Consider the following 16,231-nt stretch of genomic DNA (forward strand, 5'->3'; position numbering starts at 1 on the left):
GTGACGAGCCTCGAAGTCAGCGAAGAGACCGAAGATTCGGGACCCGGCGGTTACGCGGCGGCCCGGCTGCTCCTCCTCCACGAGAAGGAGCGGTCCGGGCCGCCGCGCCGTGCCGCCCTCGCCCGGCTCACCGACGACTGGCTGGCCGCGCTCTTCGCGGCCGCCGCACCGCCCCGCGGGGTCGCCCTCGTCGCCGTCGGCGGCTACGGCCGCGCCGAGCTCTCCCCGCGCAGCGACCTCGACCTCCTGCTGCTCCACGACGGCACCGCCGACAAGGCCGCCATCGCCGCCCTCGCCGACCGCATCTGGTACCCCGTCTGGGACCTCGGGCTCGCCCTCGACCACTCCGTCCGCACCGCCGCCGAGGCCCGTGCCACCGCCGCCGACGACCTCAAGGTCCACCTCGGCCTCCTCGACGCCCGGCCGCTCGCCGGCGACCACGGACTCGTCGCCGCCCTGCGCACCACCGTCCTCGCCGACTGGCGCAACCAGGCCCCCCGACGCCTCCCCGAACTCGACGCGCTCTGCCGCGAACGCGCCGAACGCATGGGCGAGCTGCAGTTCCTCCTCGAACCCGACCTCAAGGAGGCCAGGGGCGGCCTCCGCGACGCCCAGGCCCTCCGCGCCGTCGCCGCCTCCTGGCTCGCCGACGCCCCCCGCGAAGGCCTCGACGCCGCCCGCCGCCGCCTCCTCGACGCCCGCGACGCCCTCCACCTCACCACCGGCCGCGCCACCGACCGGCTCGCCCTCCAGGAACAGGACGCCGTCGCCGCCGAACTCGGTCTCCTCGACGCCGACACCCTGCTCCGCGAGGTGTACGAGGCCGCCCGGACCATCTCGTACGCCACCGACGTCACATGGCGCGAGGTCAACCGCGTCCTCAAGGCCCGCTCCGCCCGGCCCCGCCTCCGCGCCCTCCTCGGCGGCCGGGGCGGCGCCGGCCGGACCGCCACCGGGAAACCGCCCGTCGAGCGCACCCCGCTCGCCGAAGGCGTCGTCGAGATGGACGGCGAGGTCGTCCTCGCCCGCACCGCCCGGCCCGAACGCGACCCCGTGCTGCCCCTGCGGGCCGCCGCGGCGGCCGCCCAGTCCGCCCTGCCGATCTCCCTGCACGCGGTACGCCGCCTCGCCGCCACCGCCACCCCGCTGCCCGTGCCCTGGCCCGCCGAGGCCCGCGAGGAACTCGTCACCTTGCTCGGCGCCGGCGAGGCCACCGTCCCCGTCTGGGAAGCCCTCGAAGCCGAGGGGATCATCACCCGGCTCCTTCCCGACTGGGAACGCGTCCGCTGCCGCCCCCAGCGCAACCCCGTCCACACCTGGACCGTCGACCGCCACCTCGTCGAGACCGCCGTCCGCGCCTCCTCGCTCACCCGCCGCGTCGGCCGCCCCGACCTCCTCCTCGTCGCCGCGCTCCTCCACGACATCGGCAAGGGCTGGCCCGGCGACCACTCCGTCGCCGGCGAGACCATCGCCCGCGACCTCGCCACCCGTATCGGCTTCGACCGCGCCGACGTCGTCACCCTCGCCACCGCCGTCCGCCACCACCTGCTCCTCGTCGAGACCGCCACCCGCCGCGACCTCGACGACCCCGCCACCGTCCGCGCCGTCGCCACCGCCGTCGGCACCGTCGGCACCCTGGAGCTCCTGCACGCCCTCACCGAGGCCGACGCCCTCGCCACCGGACCCGCCGCCTGGTCCGCCTGGCGCGCCTCGCTCGTCGCCGACCTGGTCAAACGGGTCGCCGGGGTCCTGGCGGGGGAGACTCCGCCGGACCCCGAGGCCGCCGCCCCCAGCGCCGAACAGGAACGGCTCGCCATCGAGGCCCTGCGCACCGGCGAACCCGTCCTCGCCCTCCACACCGAACCGGTCGTCGCGGAACCGGAGGAACCCGAACCGGTCGGCGTCGAACTCGTCATCGCCCTGCCCGACCAGCCCGGCGTCCTGCCCGCCGTCGCCGGCGTCCTCGCCCTGCACCGGCTCACCGTCCGCGCCGCCGACCTCCGCGCCGTCGAGCTCCCGCTCGACCTCGGCGCCGGTTCGGGACCCGTCCTGGTCCTCGACTGGCGGGTCGCCGCCGAATACGGCTCCCTGCCCGAGGCCGCCCGGCTCCGCGCCGACCTCGTCCGCGCCCTCGACGGCTCCCTCGACATCCCCGCCCGCCTCGCCGAGCGCGAGGCCGCCTACCCCCGCAGGCGCGGCCTCACCGCGCCGCCGCCCCGCGTCACCGTCGCCGCCGCGGACTCCCGCCTCGCCACCGTCATCGAGGTCCGCGCCCAGGACGCGCCCGGCCTCCTCCACCGCATCGGCCGGGCCCTGGAGGGCGCGGCGGTACGCGTGCGGAGCGCGCATGTGTCGACGCTCGGCGCCAACGCCGTCGACACCCTGTACGTGACCCGGCCCGACGGCTCCCTGCTGTCCGACGAGGAGGCGATCGACCTGACGCGGACGCTGGAGGAGGCGTTGCGGTGAGGGCGTGACCTCGGCGCATGCCGGTCGTCGAGCACGGAGTGCTCCCCGCGCGAGCGGGGGCGGTCCACTCCGTGGCCATGGCTGCATGTCCGAGGCCGTGTGCTCCCCGCATCAGCGGGGGTCCCGCCCTTGCCGGTGCAATTCGACCGGCAAGGGCGGTCGTGTCCTGGGGCCGGATACCCTGGGTGGCGACCATCCGCCCCGACCCGAGGATCGCGACCACTGTGTTCGATACGCTTTCCGACCGCCTCAGCGCGACTTTCAAGTCCCTCCGGGGCAAAGGCCGCCTCTCCGAGCAGGACATCGACAGTGCGGCCCGGGAAATCCGTATCGCACTCCTTGAGGCCGATGTCGCCCTGCCGGTAGTCCGCGCGTTCATCAAGAACGTCAAGGAGAGGGCCGTCGGCGCCGAGGTCTCGAAGGCGCTGAACCCCTCCCAGCAGGTCATCAAGATCGTCAACGAGGAGCTCGTCGGCATCCTCGGCGGCGAGACCCGGCGCCTGCGGTTCGCCAAGACCGCGCCCACCGTGATCATGCTCGCCGGTCTCCAGGGTGCCGGTAAGACCACCCTCGCCGGAAAGCTCGGCCTCTGGCTCAAGGGCCAGGGCCACTCCCCGCTGCTCGTCGCCTGCGACCTCCAGCGCCCCAACGCCGTCACCCAGCTCGGCGTCGTCGCCGAGCGCGCGGGCGTGGCCTTCTACGGCCCGCAGCCGGGCAACGGCGTCGGTGACCCGGTCCAGGTCGCGAAGGACTCGATCGAGTTCGCGCGGACCAAGATGTACGACGTCGTCATCGTCGACACCGCCGGCCGCCTCGGCATCGACCAGGAGCTGATGCAGCAGGCCGCGGACATCCGCGACGCCGTCAGCCCCGACGAGGTCCTCTTCGTCGTCGACGCCATGATCGGTCAGGACGCGGTCAACACCGCCGAGGCCTTCCGCGACGGCGTCGGCTTCGACGGCGTCGTGCTCTCCAAGCTCGACGGCGACGCCCGCGGTGGTGCCGCGCTCTCCATCGCGCACGTCACGGGCAAGCAGATCATGTTCGCCTCCAACGGCGAGAAGCTGGACGAGTTCGACGCGTTCCACCCGGACCGCATGGCGTCCCGCATCCTCGGCATGGGCGACGTGCTCTCCCTCATCGAGAAGGCGCAGCAGACCTTCGACGAGGAAGAGGCCGCCAAGATGGCCTCGAAGCTCGCGTCGAAGAAGGGCCAGGAGTTCACGCTCGACGACTTCCTGGCGCAGATGGAGCAGGTCCGCAAGATGGGCTCCATCTCCAAGCTCCTCGGCATGCTCCCGGGCATGGGCCAGATGAAGGAGCAGATCGCCAACATCGACGAGAAGGATGTCGACCGCACGGCCGCCATCATCAAGTCGATGACCCCGGGCGAGCGCCACGACCCGACCATCATCAACGGCTCGCGCCGCGCCCGTATCGCCAAGGGTTCCGGCGTCGAGGTCAGCGCGGTCAAGGGCCTCGTCGAGCGGTTCTTCGAGGCCCGCAAGATGATGTCCCGCATGGCCCAGGGCGGCGGCCTCCCCGGCATGCCGGGCATGCCCGGCATGGGCGGCGGTCCGGGCCGGCAGAAGAAGCAGGTCAAGCAGGCCAAGGGCAAGCGCAAGAGCGGCAACCCGATGAAGCGGAAGGCCGAGGAGCAGGCCGCCGCCGAGCGCCGCGACCAGGCGCAGCAGGGCGGGGCCTTCGGGCTGCCGGCGCCGGGGCAGACGCCGAAGGACTTCGAGCTGCCGGACGAGTTCAAGAAGTTCATGGGCTGACGAGCCGACCGGGCCGCGTGCCCGGTGAGCTCTGTCGAGCCGACCGGGCCGCGTGCCCGAGGCCGGCGTGAGGGGCCCGGGGCGGTGTGAAACCGCCCCGGGCCCCTTCTCATCCCTCCGGACCGCCCGCGATGCCGCGTTCGGCCCGCTCTTCGATACTGGGCCCACAGCCGCCCCGAGGAGAGCCACGTGGCCAACCCCGTCCCCCCGCGCGACCGGACCGACCAGCCCTGGCGCTCGGAAGGGGCCCCGCCGCCACCGCCGGCGAAGAGGAAGATGCCCGGCGGCTGGGGAGGCCTCATCCTCACCGCCCTGGTCGTCTATCTGATCGCCAACCTCGTGCTGTCGTTCTTCAACCGGGGCGACGAGCCGACGATCTCGTACACCGAGTTCAGCAAGCAGGTGACCGCCGGCAACGTCACCAAGATCTACTCCAAGGGCGACGCCATCCAGGGGGAGCTGAAGAACAAGCAGCCCCTGCCCAACGGCGACGAGGGCGACTACAGCAAGTTCGTCACCCAGCGGCCCGCGTTCGCCGACGACAACCTCTGGGGCGAGCTGACCTCGAAGGGCGTCACCGTCACCGCGGAGCCGGTCGTCCAGGAGCGCAGCTTCCTCGCCAACCTCCTCATCTCGCTCGCGCCGATGCTGCTGCTCGTCGTGCTGTGGATCTTCATCGCCCGCCGGATGAGCTCCGGCATGGGTGGCGCGGGCGGCATGCTGGGCCGCAAGGCCCCGCCCAGACCCGTCGAGCTGGAGGCCGGGGACAAGCGCACCACCTTCGCCGACGTCGCCGGCATCGACGAGGTCGAGGGCGAACTCAACGACGTCGTCGACTTCCTCAAGAACCCGCAGGCCTACCGCGAGATGGGCGCCAGGATGCCGCGCGGCGTGCTCCTCGCGGGCCCGCCCGGCACCGGGAAGACCCTCCTCGCCCGCGCCGTGGCGGGCGAGGCCGGGGTGCCGTTCTTCTCCGCCTCCGCGTCCGAGTTCATCGAGATGATCGTGGGCGTCGGCGCCTCCCGGGTCCGCGAGCTGTTCGCCGAGGCCCGCAAGGTCGCCCCCGCGATCATCTTCATCGACGAGATCGACACCATCGGCCGGGCCCGCGGCGGCGGCTCCGGGATGGGCGGCCACGACGAGCGCGAGCAGACCCTCAACCAGATCCTCACCGAGATGGACGGCTTCACCGGCTCCGAGGGCGTCATCGTCCTCGCCGCCACCAACCGCGCCGACGTCCTCGACCCCGCCCTCACCCGGCCCGGCCGCTTCGACCGCATCGTCCACGTCAACCCGCCCGACCGGGGCGGCCGCGAGGCGATCCTCAGGATCCACACCCGGGAGATCCCGCTCGCCAAGGACGTCGACCTGGAGCACGTCGCCCGCACCACCCCCGGCATGACCGGCGCCGAGCTCGCCAACCTCGCCAACGAGGCGGCCCTCTTCGCCGTGAAGCGGCACCAGAGGGCCGTCACCCAGTCAGACCTCTCCGACGCCCTGGAGAAGGTCCAGCTCGGCGCGGAGCGGCCGCTCGTGATGCCCGCGGAGGAGCGTCGCCGCACCGCGTACCACGAGAGCGGCCACGCCCTCCTCGGCATGCTCCAGCCCGGCGCCGACCCGGTCCGCAAGATCACCATCGTCCCCCGGGGCCGTGCGCTCGGCGTCACGCTCTCCACCCCCGACGCCGACCGGTACGCCTACACCGAGGAGTATCTGCGCGGCCGGATCATCGGCGCCCTCGGCGGCATGGCCGCCGAGCAGGTCGTCTTCGGCGTCGTCACCACCGGCGCGGAGAGCGACCTGGAGCAGGTCACCGGCATCGCCCGGGGCATGGCGGGACGCTGGGGCATGAGCGAGCTCGTCGGCCGCCTCACCGCCATCCCCGGCGACGCCCAGCAGGCGTACGGCCTCTCGGCGGCCCCCGCCACCCTCGACACCGTCGACGCGGAGATGCGCCGCATCGTCGACGAGTGCTACGAGAGCGCCGTACGGCAGCTCCACGAGCACCGCGACAAGCTGGACGCGCTGGCCGCCGCGCTCCTGGAGAACGAGACCCTGGAAGAGGCCGACGCCTACCGCGCGGCGGGCATCACGCGGGCCCCGCGGGAGGACTGAGCCGACGGCCGGACCACCGGGCTCACACCACCAGGCGCACGAGCGTCGGGAGGCCGCGGGCGCTACGGCACCCGGGCGACGACGTACCGGAAGACGTTCGGCATCCACACCGTGCCGTCCGCGCGCACGTGCGGGGCGAGCGCCTCCTCGATCTCCTTCTCGACCTGGGCGAGCTCCGTCGCCCGCACGGCCTCGTCGAACGCCCCCGTCGACAGCAGCCCGCGCACCGCGCTGCCCTCGTCGGCGTACCCGAAGGGACAGGCCACCCGCCCCGAACCGGCCGGTCGCAGCCCCGCCCCCGCCACCAGCCCCTCCAGGTCCGTCCTGAGGCGCGGCCTGCGGTCCGCGAGCCGGGCCGCGACCCGCAGCACCGCCTCCGTGGAGCACCGCTCCGGAGGCCCCCAGCCGGCGAGCACGACCGTCGCGCCCGGTTGGGCCGTACGGGTGAGCGCCGCCAGCTCCGGAAGCAGCGCGTCCGTCGTGTGGAAGGCCGTGATCACGTCGTACGTGTCTCCCTCGGGGGGCTCCTCCGTGACCGTCACGTCCTCGGGGAGCCGCTCCCTCGCCAGCTCCACGCGCGCGTGGTCCCGGTCCACGCCGGCCACCCGGGCGCCCCGCGCCGCCGCCATGAGAAGCGCCAGTCCGGAGCCGCAGCGGAGGCCCAGGACCCGGGTCCCGGCGCCCACGCCGAGGCGGTCGTACACCGCCTCGTAGAGCGGGACGAGCATCCGTTCCTGGATCTCGGCCCAGTCACGCGCGGGGTGGTACGGGACGAGCGTAGGTGTCATGGAAAACTGCCCCAATCCGTGCTCGGACGACGACCCCCCGTAGCCAGGGAACTGCGCATCCCGTGCCGCGTCCAGTGCTCGCACCGCACCGATTCGTCCGGAAGAGAGACGACCCGGTAATGTCCCTGCCACGCTTCCCGGTCCGCCCGGGCGGCCGTTTCCCAAGGGGCGCGCGCACCACGGCCACACGCCGGGGCGTATGCGCCGCTACGCACCAGCTTGACGCCCCCTGCGTGACTCCTCCGCAGATCTGCGCACTGGCCCTCGTCGCGACACATCAACGGCAACTGACGGGTACGTGCAAAATATTTGGGATGCCCCGGAATGGAACCCGGGGGCACTTCGGCTCGTTGTACGCGACGTGAGCACGACACCACCTGTTCTCGCCGCAGAGCTGGCACAGGCGTGGGCCGACATTCAGCGGCACCACCCCGAGCTGCCCGACCTTGCCGCGCCCGAGTCCCTGATCGGAGAGTCCTCGTCCGCCTGCGGCGCCGAGCTCTCCTTCGAACGACTGCTCCACGAGGCAGTCCACGGCATCGCCGCCGCCCGGGGTGTCCGCGACACCTCCCGCGCCGGCCGCTACCACAACCGCAGATTCCTCGCGATCGCCGAGGAGATGGGCCTCGACCACCCCGAGGAGCCACACGCCAGCAGCGGCTTCTCCCTGGTCACGCTCAACCCCGAGGCGAGGCGGCGCTACCGCCCCACCATCGAGCGGCTGCAGCGCGCCCTGAAGGCCCACACGGTCGCCACGGCGGCCGACACCAAGCGCTCCTTCCGCGGACCGGCCGCCCGGCACGGCTCCTCGGGCGGCGGCGTCCGCGTCAAGGCCGTCTGCGACTGCGGACGCAACGTGCGCGTGGTGCCCTCGGTGCTCGCCCAGGCCCCGATCGTCTGCGGCGGCTGCGGCAAGCCCTTCCGCATCCCGGAGACCGTGGGCGCCGCGAGCTGACCTCGCGGTGTGTGGCACAATGGCTAGCTGTACTCGACAGTCGCACAGGACCCCTCTCTCCTCCGGCTGACGCGTCCATCGGGCATCCGAGTACCGCAACCCCACGTGGCATCTCAAAGTGCCCAACCACGTCAAGACCAGGAGACACCACTTCAGTGGCAGTCAAGATCAAGCTCAAGCGCCTCGGTAAGATCCGCCAGCCGCACTACCGCATCGTCGTCGCCGACTCGCGCACCCGCCGCGACGGTCGCGCGATCGAGGAGATCGGCCTCTACCACCCGACGTACAACCCGTCGCGTATCGAGGTCGACTCCGAGCGTGCGCAGTACTGGCTGTCCGTCGGCGCCCAGCCGACCGAGCCGGTTCTCGCCATCCTGAAGCTCACGGGCGACTGGCAGAAGCACAAGGGCCTCCCGGCCCCCGAGAAGGCTCTGCTCGTCCCCGCGACGAAGGAGGCCAAGCGCGCTTCGTTCGACGAGTTCGCGAAGGCCCTCGAGAGCGGCGACGACAAGGGTGAGGCCATCACCCCGAAGGCCAAGAAGGCCGACAAGAAGGCGGACGAGGCCGAGGCCGCGTCCACCGAGTCGACCGAGGCCTGATCATGCTCGAGGAGGCTCTCGAGCACCTCGTGAAGGGCATCGTCGACAACCCCGACGACGTGCAGGTCGCCTCGCGCACCCTGCGCCGCGGCCGCGTGCTGGAGGTCCGGGTCCACCCGGACGACCTCGGCAAGGTGATCGGCCGCAACGGCCGCACCGCACGCGCGCTGCGTACCGTCGTGGGCGCCATCGGCGGCCGTGGCATCCGGGTCGACCTCGTCGACGTGGACCAGGTCCGCTGAGCAGGCCGGCAGCATCACCTTAGTTGTGCCGGCACGGGCCGGGGAGGGCTTTCGAGCCCACCCCGGCCCGTTGTCGTTCGCGTCGTACGAGCTGTGTGACAGGAGAGTGTGGAGCAGTGCAGTTGGTAGTCGCGCGGATCGGCCGCGCCCACGGGATCAAGGGCGAGGTCACCGTCGAGGTACGCACGGACGAGCCCGAACTCAGGCTCGGCCCCGGTGCCGTACTGCTCACCGACCCGGCCGCCGCCGGGCCGCTGACCATCGAGACCGGCCGGGTGCACAGCGGCCGGCTGTTGCTGCGCTTCGAGGGCGTCCGCGACCGCAACGCCGCCGAGGCCCTGCGCAACATCCTCCTCATCGCCGAGATCGACCCCACGGAGATGCCCGAGGAGGAGGACGAGTACTACGACCACCAGCTCATGGACCTGGACGTGGTACTCGCCGACGGCACCGAGATCGGCCGCATCACCGAGATCTCGCACCTGCCGTCCCAGGACCTCTTCATCGTCGAGCGTCCCGACGGCACCGAGCTGATGATCCCGTTCGTGGAGTCGATCGTCACCGAGATCGACCTGGAGGAGCAGCGGGCCGTCATCGACCCGCCGCCCGGTCTGATCGACGACCGCGCCGAGATCGTCTCCTCCCGCGACGACTCCGACACCGCGCCCGGTGACGAGTCCGGCGAGGCCAAGGCATGAGGCTCGACGTCGTCACGATCTTCCCCGAGTACCTCGAACCGCTGAACGTCTCCCTGGTCGGCAAGGCCCGCGCGCGCGGACAGCTCGACGTCCACGTCCACGACCTTCGGGACTGGACGTACGACCGCCACAACACCGTCGACGACACCCCGTACGGCGGCGGCCCCGGCATGGTCATGAAGACCGATCCCTGGGGCGACGCGCTCGACCAGACGCTCGCCGACGGCTACGAGAGCGGCGCCCACGGCCCCGTCCTCGTCGTCCCGACCCCCAGCGGCCGCCCCTTCACCCAGGAGCTCGCCGTCGAGCTCTCCGCGCGGCCCTGGCTGATCTTCACCCCGGCCCGCTACGAGGGCATCGACCGCCGCGTCATGGACGAGTACGCGACCCGGATGCCCGTCTACGAGGTCTCCATCGGCGACTACGTCCTGGCCGGCGGCGAGGCGGCCGTCCTCGTCGTCACCGAGGCCGTCGCCCGCCTCCTGCCCGGCGTCCTCGGCAACGCCGAGTCCCACCGGGACGACTCCTTCGCCCCCGGCGCCATGGCCAACCTCCTCGAGGGACCCGTCTACACCAAGCCCCCCGAGTGGCGCGGCCGTGGCATCCCCGACGTCCTCCTCAGCGGGCACCACGGCAAGATCGCCCGCTGGCGGCGCGACGAGGCCTTCCGCCGCACCGCGGCCCACCGGCCCGATCTCATCGAGCGCTGCGACCCGGCGGCCTTCGACAAGAAGGACCGCGAGATCCTCTCGATGATGGGCTGGGCGCCCGAGCCCGGCGGCCGATTTTGGCGCAAGCTCGACGGCGTGGAAGAATAGGCCGCTGTCGTCCGTCCGGCGCGCGCCCCTGCCACAGGGGGAACGACGCCGCCAGGAACGGACGATCTTCCGAATCACTTCGAACGTACCGCTGATGACCTGTGGCATCAGCGAGGAAAGAGACCTCCATGGCCTCCCTGCTCGACCAGGTCAACGCGGGTTCGCTCCGCTCCGACCTCCCCGCCTTCCGTCCCGGCGACACCGTGAACGTCCACGTGCGCGTCATCGAAGGCAACCGCTCGCGTATCCAGCAGTTCAAGGGCGTCGTCATCCGTCGCCAGGGTTCGGGCGTCAGCGAGACCTTCACGGTCCGCAAGGTCTCGTTCTCCGTCGGCGTCGAGCGCACCTTCCCGGTGAACAGCCCGATCTTCGAGAAGATCGAGCTCGTCACCCGCGGTGACGTCCGTCGCGCCAAGCTCTACTACCTCCGTGAGCTGCGCGGCAAGGCCGCCAAGATCAAGGAGAAGCGCGACCGCTGAGCTCAGGCTCCCGGCACGCTCGACGCTTCCGAGCCCTCGCACAGGCAGTCCCGATAGGCTCTGCCCCCGATGGACACCGAAGCACAGCACACGGAGCGCGACCCCTCTTCCGACACGGAGGACGGGTCGCGCTCCGCGCGCGTTTCCGAGCAGACGAACGACGCGCAGGAAACGAACGACGCGCAGGAAACGAACGACGCGCAGGAAACGAACGACGCGCAGGACACGGGGGACACGGGGGACACGGGGGACGCGGCGGACACCGCGGCGGACGCCAAGACCGCGAGGAGTGCCTCCTCCTGGCGGCGCACGGCCTTCGTGGGCGCCGCCTGCGTGGCCTTCCTGCTGCTCCTGAGCCACTTCGTGATGCAGCCCTTCCTGATCCCCAGCCGCTCCATGGAACCGACCCTCCAGGTCGGCGACCGGATCCTGGTCAACAAGCTGGCGTACCGTTTCGGCAATGGGCCCGGCCGGGGCGACGTCGTCGTCTTCGACGGCACCGGATCCTTCGTACGGGAACAGCCCCGGGGCAATCCCGTCACCGGTCTGCTGCACGACGGGGCGGCCGCCCTCGGGCTCGCCGAGCCCGACGAGACCGACTTCGTGAAGCGGGTCGTCGGCATCGGCGGCGACCGGGTCGTCTGCTGCGACAGGAACGGCCGGCTCACCGTCAACGGCGTCGCCGTCGAGGAGCGCTACGTGATGCTCGGCGACCAGCCGTCCAGCGTGCCCTTCGACATCGTCGTCCCGCAGGACAGGCTCTGGGTCATGGGCGACCACCGCAGCCAGTCCAGCGACTCCCGCGACCACCTCGGGAACCCCGGCGGCGGCATGGTCCCCGTCGACAAGGTCGTCGGCCGCGCCGACTGGATCGCCTGGCCCTTCGACCGCTGGTCCACGGTCCAGGAGACCGACGTCTTCGACGCCGTACCCGCGGCTCCGGCCGGCGGACACGGGACGGCGCCCCATGGGTAGCCGGGGCCGGCCTCCGGGCGGCGCCGGGCGCGCCGCCGACCAGGGACCCGAGCAGGCCCCTGCCCTGCCGGGCCGGGCCGAGCGGCGCAGGCTCGCCCGCAAGGTCAAGCGGCGCCGGCAGCGCTCCGCGATCCGCGAGATCCCCATCCTGATCACGGTGGCCGTCCTCATCGCGCTCGTCCTGAAGACCTTCCTGGTCCAGGCGTTCGTCATTCCCTCCGGCTCCATGGAACAGACGATCCGCATCTCCGACCGGGTCCTCGTCGACAAGCTCACGCCCTGGTTCGGCTCCCGCCCGCAGCGCGGCGACGTCGTCGTCTTCAAGGACCCCGGCAACTGGCTCCAGCAGGAGGCCGCGCCGCCCGCCGACGACCCGATCGGCGTCAAGCAGGCCAAGCAGGCCCTCACCTTCATCGGGCTGCTGCCCTCCGCCGACGACCGCGACCTCATCAAGCGGGTCGTCGCCGTCGGGGGCGACACCGTCCGCTGCTGCGGCAAGGACGGGCGGATCACCGTCAACGGCGTACCGCTCGACGAGCCGTACCTGCACCCGGGCAACGAGCCGTCGACCATCCCCTTCGAGGTGAAGGTCCCGCAGGGCCGGATCTTCGTCCTCGGGGACCACCGCTCCGACTCGGCCGACTCCCGCTTCCACCTTGAGGAGAAGGACCACGGCACCGTCTCCGAGGAGCAGGTCGTGGGCCGTGCCGTGGTGATCGCCTGGCCCGTCGCGCACTGGCGGGGCCTGGAGGAACGCGGCACCTTCGCCGCGGTACCGGACGCCCGTGCGGGTTCCGGTACCGCGCTCGGTCCGTCGCATAGTGTGTCCCAGCGGAATCTGAACGGATTCCCCGGGCTCCCGACCCCTGCGGAACTTCTGCTCGTTATGGGAGTGGTGGGCCTGTCCCTGTTCCGGGGCAGGCGATCGCACGGACTGAGGAGTGGATGTGGGGGATTTGGCCGTCGGCGCACGATCCGGACACGATGAGCCCGACAAGAGGGCCGGCGGGGCCTTCGGCGATGACACGACGGGTGACGACGTGACGGATGAAGGGCAGGCGCAGCCGCCGAGCGGCGGGGCACCGGACGGCGGGACGCCGGACGACGGTGACGAGACGGCGGGCGGCTCCGGCCGAGGCCCCAAGAAGCCGCGTTCCTTCTGGAAGGAACTGCCCCTGCTGGTCGGCATCGCGCTCGTACTCGCCCTGCTGATCAAGACCTTCCTGGTGCAGGCGTTCTCGATCCCCTCGGAATCGATGATGAACACCCTCCAGCGGGGCGACCGGGTCCTCGTCGACAAGCTGACCCCGTGGTTCGGCTCCGAGCCCGAGCGCGGCGAGGTCGTCGTCTTCCACGATCCGGGCGGCTGGCTCGAGGGCCAGGAGACGCCCACGCCCAACGTGGTGCAGAAGTTCCTCAGCTTCATCGGCCTCATGCCGTCCGCCGAGGAGAAGGACCTCATCAAGCGGGTCATCGCCGTCGGCGGCGACACCGTGTCCTGCAAGGAGGGCGGCAAGGTCGTCCTCAACGGCGTGCCGCTGGACGAGACCTCGTACCTCTACCCCGGCTCCGTCCCCTGCCAGGACTCCTTCGGGCCGATCAAGGTGCCCGAGAACCGCATCTGGGTGATGGGCGACAACCGCCAGAACTCCCTCGACTCCCGCTTCCACCAGCAGCTCCCCGGCGGCGGCACCGTCTCCGACGACGAGGTCGTGGGCCGTGCGGTCGTGATCGCCTGGCCCGTCACCCGCTGGGCCACCCTCCCGGTGCCGGACATCTTCGACAACCCGGCGCTCGACAAGGCCCTGAGCGCCGCGCCCCTCGGCGCGGCCGGCCTCGCCGGAGCGCTCCCGCTGGTCCTGTGGCGCCGGAAGAAGGTCGCCGCACGGCATACCGCCGAGTAGTGACCCGCGGGTAGGGTGCCGTCCCGGACCGTCGACAGACCAACGGTCCGCCGACAGACCTACGGGGTGCGCGCATGAGCGGAAACATACGGACCAAGGGCGGCCACGGCAGCCTCGGCAGCAGGCTGTCGGGGCTGGCCGTGGCCGTCGGCTGTGTGCTCTTCCTCGGCGGCCTCGTCTGGGGAGCCCTGCTCTACCAGCCGTACTCCGTCCCCACCGACTCCATGACCCCCACCCTCGACGTCGGATCCAAGATCCTCGCCCAGCGCGTCGACGGCGAGGAGGTACGGCGCGGGGACGTCGTCGTCTTCACCGACCCCCTCTGGGGCAACACCCCCATGGTCAAGCGGGTCTCCGCGGTCGGCGGCGACACCGTCGCCTGCTGCGACGGGGACGGCCGCCTCACCGTCAACGGCAAGCCCGTCGACGAGCCCTATCTGCGGACCGGACCGGGCGGCCGGACCGTCGCCTCCGGGACCGCGTTCTCCGTCACCGTCCCGGCGGACAGCCTCTTCCTCCTCGGCGACGACCGGCACACCTCGCTCGACTCCCGCACGCACATGGAGGAGGCCGGACAGGGCTCCGTGCCCCGCTCCTCGGTGGTCGCCAGGGTCGACGCCGTGGTCTGGCCCGCCAAGGGCCTCCTGGACCGCCCCACGGGCTTCGCCGGCCTGCCCGGCGGGATCTCGGAGCCCGGGCCCGTCATGCCCCTCCTGGGCGCGATCGCGGCCGGAGCCGTACTGGTGCTTGGCGGGGGAGCGTACGGCCCGGTGGTACAGCGGGTGGGCCGGCTGACGAAGCGCCGACCGGCGGGCACGGCGCCCGGGGCGCGGGAGAAGGTGGGTACATGACGGACTCCGCGGCACGGCAGACGCAGGGCCCGGGTGCCGGGCCGGGTAGCGGCCCGGGTGCCTGGCCGGGTGCCGAGTCAGGTGGCGGTTCGGGTACGGCGCCGGGAGGCGGTTCGGGTACGGCGCCGGGTGCGGGCGCAGGTCCGGGTGCCGGTCCGCAGGTGGAGGTGCGGCGGGTCGCGCGGGTCGTCCTGCTCGACGCCGACGACCGCATCCTCCTCCTGCACGGGTACGAGCCCGACCACCCCGACCAGACCTGGTGGTTCACGCCCGGCGGCGGCCTGGAGGGCGACGAGACCCGGCAGGAGGCGGCCGTGCGCGAGCTCGCCGAGGAGACCGGCATCACCGACATCGACCTCGGGCCCGTGCTCTGGACGCGGTACTGCTCGTTCCCCTTCGACGGGCGCCGCTGGGACCAGGACGAGTGGTACTACCTCGCCCGCACCCGGGGGACCGAGGCCGCGCCCAGGCCCCAGGCCCTCACCGAGCTGGAGAACCGCAGCCTCGCGGGCCTCAGATGGTGGACCTCCGCCGAACTGTCGGCGGCCCGTGAGACGGTGTACCCGACCAGACTCGCCGAGCTGCTGCGCACGCTGCTCGACGAGGGACCTCCGCGTGCACCGGTGGTTCTCGCCCCGGAAATCGTTTAGGGGCGCGTCCGCCTGGCGCACAATAGGGGGACGCACGGCTGAAGGGGAACATGCCATGAGTGCCGAGGACCTCGAGAAGTACGAGACCGAGATGGAGCTGAAGCTCTACCGGGAGTACCGCGACGTCGTCGGGCTGTTCAAATACGTGATCGAGACCGAGCGGCGCTTCTACCTCACCAACGACTACGAGATGCAGGTGCACTCGGTCCAGGGCGAGGTCTTCTTCGAGGTCAGCATGGCCGATGCCTGGGTCTGGGACATGTACAGGCCGGCCAGGTTCGTCAAGCAGGTCCGCGTTCTCACCTTCAAGGACGTGAACATCGAGGAGCTCAACAAGAGCGACCTCGAACTCCCCGGCAGCTGATCCGGCTCTCACTCGACGGCGCCCGAGCCCCCGAACTGCCCCGAGCCCCCCCCGACTGCCCCGAGCTCACCCGGCCTCACCCGCGAGGGTGAGCGAGTTGTCCACAGGCCCTCGGCCGTCCACAGCGCCGCACGCGATCCCGCCCGCTCCGTCACATTCGGTGACGGAGGTGGTACCGCATGAACAGGACCCAAGCACTCGGACGGTACGGAGAAGAGCTGGCCGCCCGCCTGCTCACCGCGACCGGCATGCACATCCTCGCCCGCAACTGGCGTTGTGGCCGGACCGGCGAGATCGACATCGTCGCGCGCCACGGCGACACCCTCGTGATCTGCGAGGTCAAGACCCGGCGCGACGGCGCGTACGAACACCCGATGGCCGCCGTCACGCCCCGCAAGGCGGACCGGCTCCGACGGCTCGCCGCCTGCTGGCTCGACCGCAACGGCATCCCGGCTCCCTTCGGCGGCGTCCGCATCGACCTGATCGGCATCGTCCTGCCCCGCCGCGGCGCCCCGCTCCTCACCCACGCCGAGGGGGTGGCCTGAG

The 16,231-nt window shown here is 72.0% G+C and carries 17 protein-coding genes; 16 read left to right on the forward strand and 1 reads right to left on the reverse strand.

What is annotated here, in order from left to right; all coding sequences use genetic code 11:
- The 3 genes from ACIP84_RS33520 to ftsH all read left to right on the forward strand — a co-directional run bounded on the left by ACIP84_RS33520 (position 1) and on the right by ftsH (position 6,362).
- On the forward strand, positions 1–2,469 hold the full coding sequence (locus ACIP84_RS33520; RefSeq protein WP_401803110.1) for a [protein-PII] uridylyltransferase: 2,469 nt from the start codon (positions 1–3) through the stop codon (positions 2,467–2,469).
- A 224-nt stretch (positions 2,470–2,693) separates the two neighbouring features.
- Entirely contained in the window at positions 2,694–4,247 is a 1,554-nt protein-coding gene (gene ffh / locus ACIP84_RS33525; protein WP_401803112.1) for a signal recognition particle protein, read from the forward strand.
- Positions 4,248–4,436: 189 nt separating this feature from the next.
- Positions 4,437–6,362 carry an ATP-dependent zinc metalloprotease FtsH gene (ftsH, locus tag ACIP84_RS33530; protein WP_401803115.1) on the forward strand — a complete coding sequence of 642 codons (1,926 nt, stop codon included), beginning with the start codon at positions 4,437–4,439 and terminating at the stop codon, positions 6,360–6,362.
- A 62-nt stretch (positions 6,363–6,424) separates the two neighbouring features.
- On the opposite strand, the gene ACIP84_RS33535 is transcribed toward ftsH, so the two are convergent.
- A complete protein-coding gene (locus tag ACIP84_RS33535; protein ID WP_355960488.1) occupies positions 6,425–7,150 on the reverse strand; it encodes a methyltransferase domain-containing protein in 726 nt (241 codons plus the stop codon).
- 361 nt (positions 7,151–7,511) lie between these two features.
- Between ACIP84_RS33535 and ACIP84_RS33540 the strand changes: the two genes are divergently transcribed.
- From ACIP84_RS33540 to ACIP84_RS33600, 13 genes are all read left to right on the forward strand, one after another.
- Positions 7,512–8,105, forward strand: a complete 594-nt coding sequence (locus ACIP84_RS33540) for a hypothetical protein (RefSeq protein ID WP_024755886.1) — start codon at positions 7,512–7,514, stop codon at positions 8,103–8,105.
- Positions 8,106–8,260: 155 nt separating this feature from the next.
- Positions 8,261–8,704, forward strand: coding sequence for a 30S ribosomal protein S16 (gene rpsP, locus ACIP84_RS33545; protein WP_355960493.1), 444 nt, complete (start codon positions 8,261–8,263; stop codon positions 8,702–8,704).
- Between the two features lie 2 nt (positions 8,705–8,706).
- On the forward strand, positions 8,707–8,946 hold the full coding sequence (locus ACIP84_RS33550) for an RNA-binding protein (RefSeq protein WP_003980229.1): 240 nt from the start codon (positions 8,707–8,709) through the stop codon (positions 8,944–8,946).
- Positions 8,947–9,062: 116 nt separating this feature from the next.
- Complete coding sequence (rimM, locus tag ACIP84_RS33555; protein ID WP_401803119.1) at positions 9,063–9,644, forward strand: ribosome maturation factor RimM; 582 nt, start codon at positions 9,063–9,065, stop codon at positions 9,642–9,644.
- On the forward strand, positions 9,641–10,462 hold the full coding sequence (trmD, locus tag ACIP84_RS33560; RefSeq protein ID WP_401803122.1) for a tRNA (guanosine(37)-N1)-methyltransferase TrmD: 822 nt from the start codon (positions 9,641–9,643) through the stop codon (positions 10,460–10,462). Before rimM ends, trmD begins: the two co-directional genes overlap by 4 nt.
- Before the next feature lie 128 nt (positions 10,463–10,590).
- Positions 10,591–10,941 carry a 50S ribosomal protein L19 gene (gene rplS, locus ACIP84_RS33565; RefSeq protein WP_015036473.1) on the forward strand — a complete coding sequence of 117 codons (351 nt, stop codon included), beginning with the start codon at positions 10,591–10,593 and terminating at the stop codon, positions 10,939–10,941.
- Positions 10,942–11,010: 69 nt separating this feature from the next.
- Entirely contained in the window at positions 11,011–11,916 is a 906-nt protein-coding gene (gene lepB, locus ACIP84_RS33570) for a signal peptidase I (RefSeq protein WP_401803124.1), read from the forward strand.
- The gene (gene lepB, locus ACIP84_RS33575; protein WP_355960505.1) at positions 11,909–12,904 is read left to right on the forward strand and encodes a signal peptidase I; all 996 of its coding nucleotides are present in this window, start codon (positions 11,909–11,911) and stop codon (positions 12,902–12,904) included. The genes lepB (ACIP84_RS33570) and lepB (ACIP84_RS33575) overlap by 8 nt, the downstream gene beginning before the upstream one ends.
- Positions 12,873–13,820, forward strand: a complete 948-nt coding sequence (gene lepB / locus ACIP84_RS33580; RefSeq protein ID WP_355960631.1) for a signal peptidase I — start codon at positions 12,873–12,875, stop codon at positions 13,818–13,820. The genes lepB (ACIP84_RS33575) and lepB (ACIP84_RS33580) overlap by 32 nt, the downstream gene beginning before the upstream one ends.
- Positions 13,821–13,894: 74 nt before the next feature.
- Positions 13,895–14,671 (forward strand): signal peptidase I, encoded by a 777-nt coding sequence (gene lepB / locus ACIP84_RS33585; RefSeq protein ID WP_401803127.1) that lies wholly within the window; start codon positions 13,895–13,897, stop codon positions 14,669–14,671.
- Positions 14,672–14,832: 161 nt separating this feature from the next.
- Positions 14,833–15,321, forward strand: a complete 489-nt coding sequence (locus tag ACIP84_RS33590; RefSeq protein WP_355960509.1) for an NUDIX hydrolase — start codon at positions 14,833–14,835, stop codon at positions 15,319–15,321.
- Between the two features lie 55 nt (positions 15,322–15,376).
- Complete coding sequence (locus ACIP84_RS33595; protein ID WP_005311352.1) at positions 15,377–15,685, forward strand: DUF2469 domain-containing protein; 309 nt, start codon at positions 15,377–15,379, stop codon at positions 15,683–15,685.
- Between the two features lie 179 nt (positions 15,686–15,864).
- Positions 15,865–16,230: a YraN family protein gene (locus tag ACIP84_RS33600; protein ID WP_401803129.1), complete on the forward strand. Its 366-nt coding sequence runs from the start codon at positions 15,865–15,867 to the stop codon at positions 16,228–16,230.
- Position 16,231 lies beyond the last annotated feature (1 nt).

Source organism: Streptomyces sp. NPDC088707, from assembly GCF_044752725.1.
Taxonomy (GTDB): Bacteria; Actinomycetota; Actinomycetes; order Streptomycetales; family Streptomycetaceae; genus Streptomyces.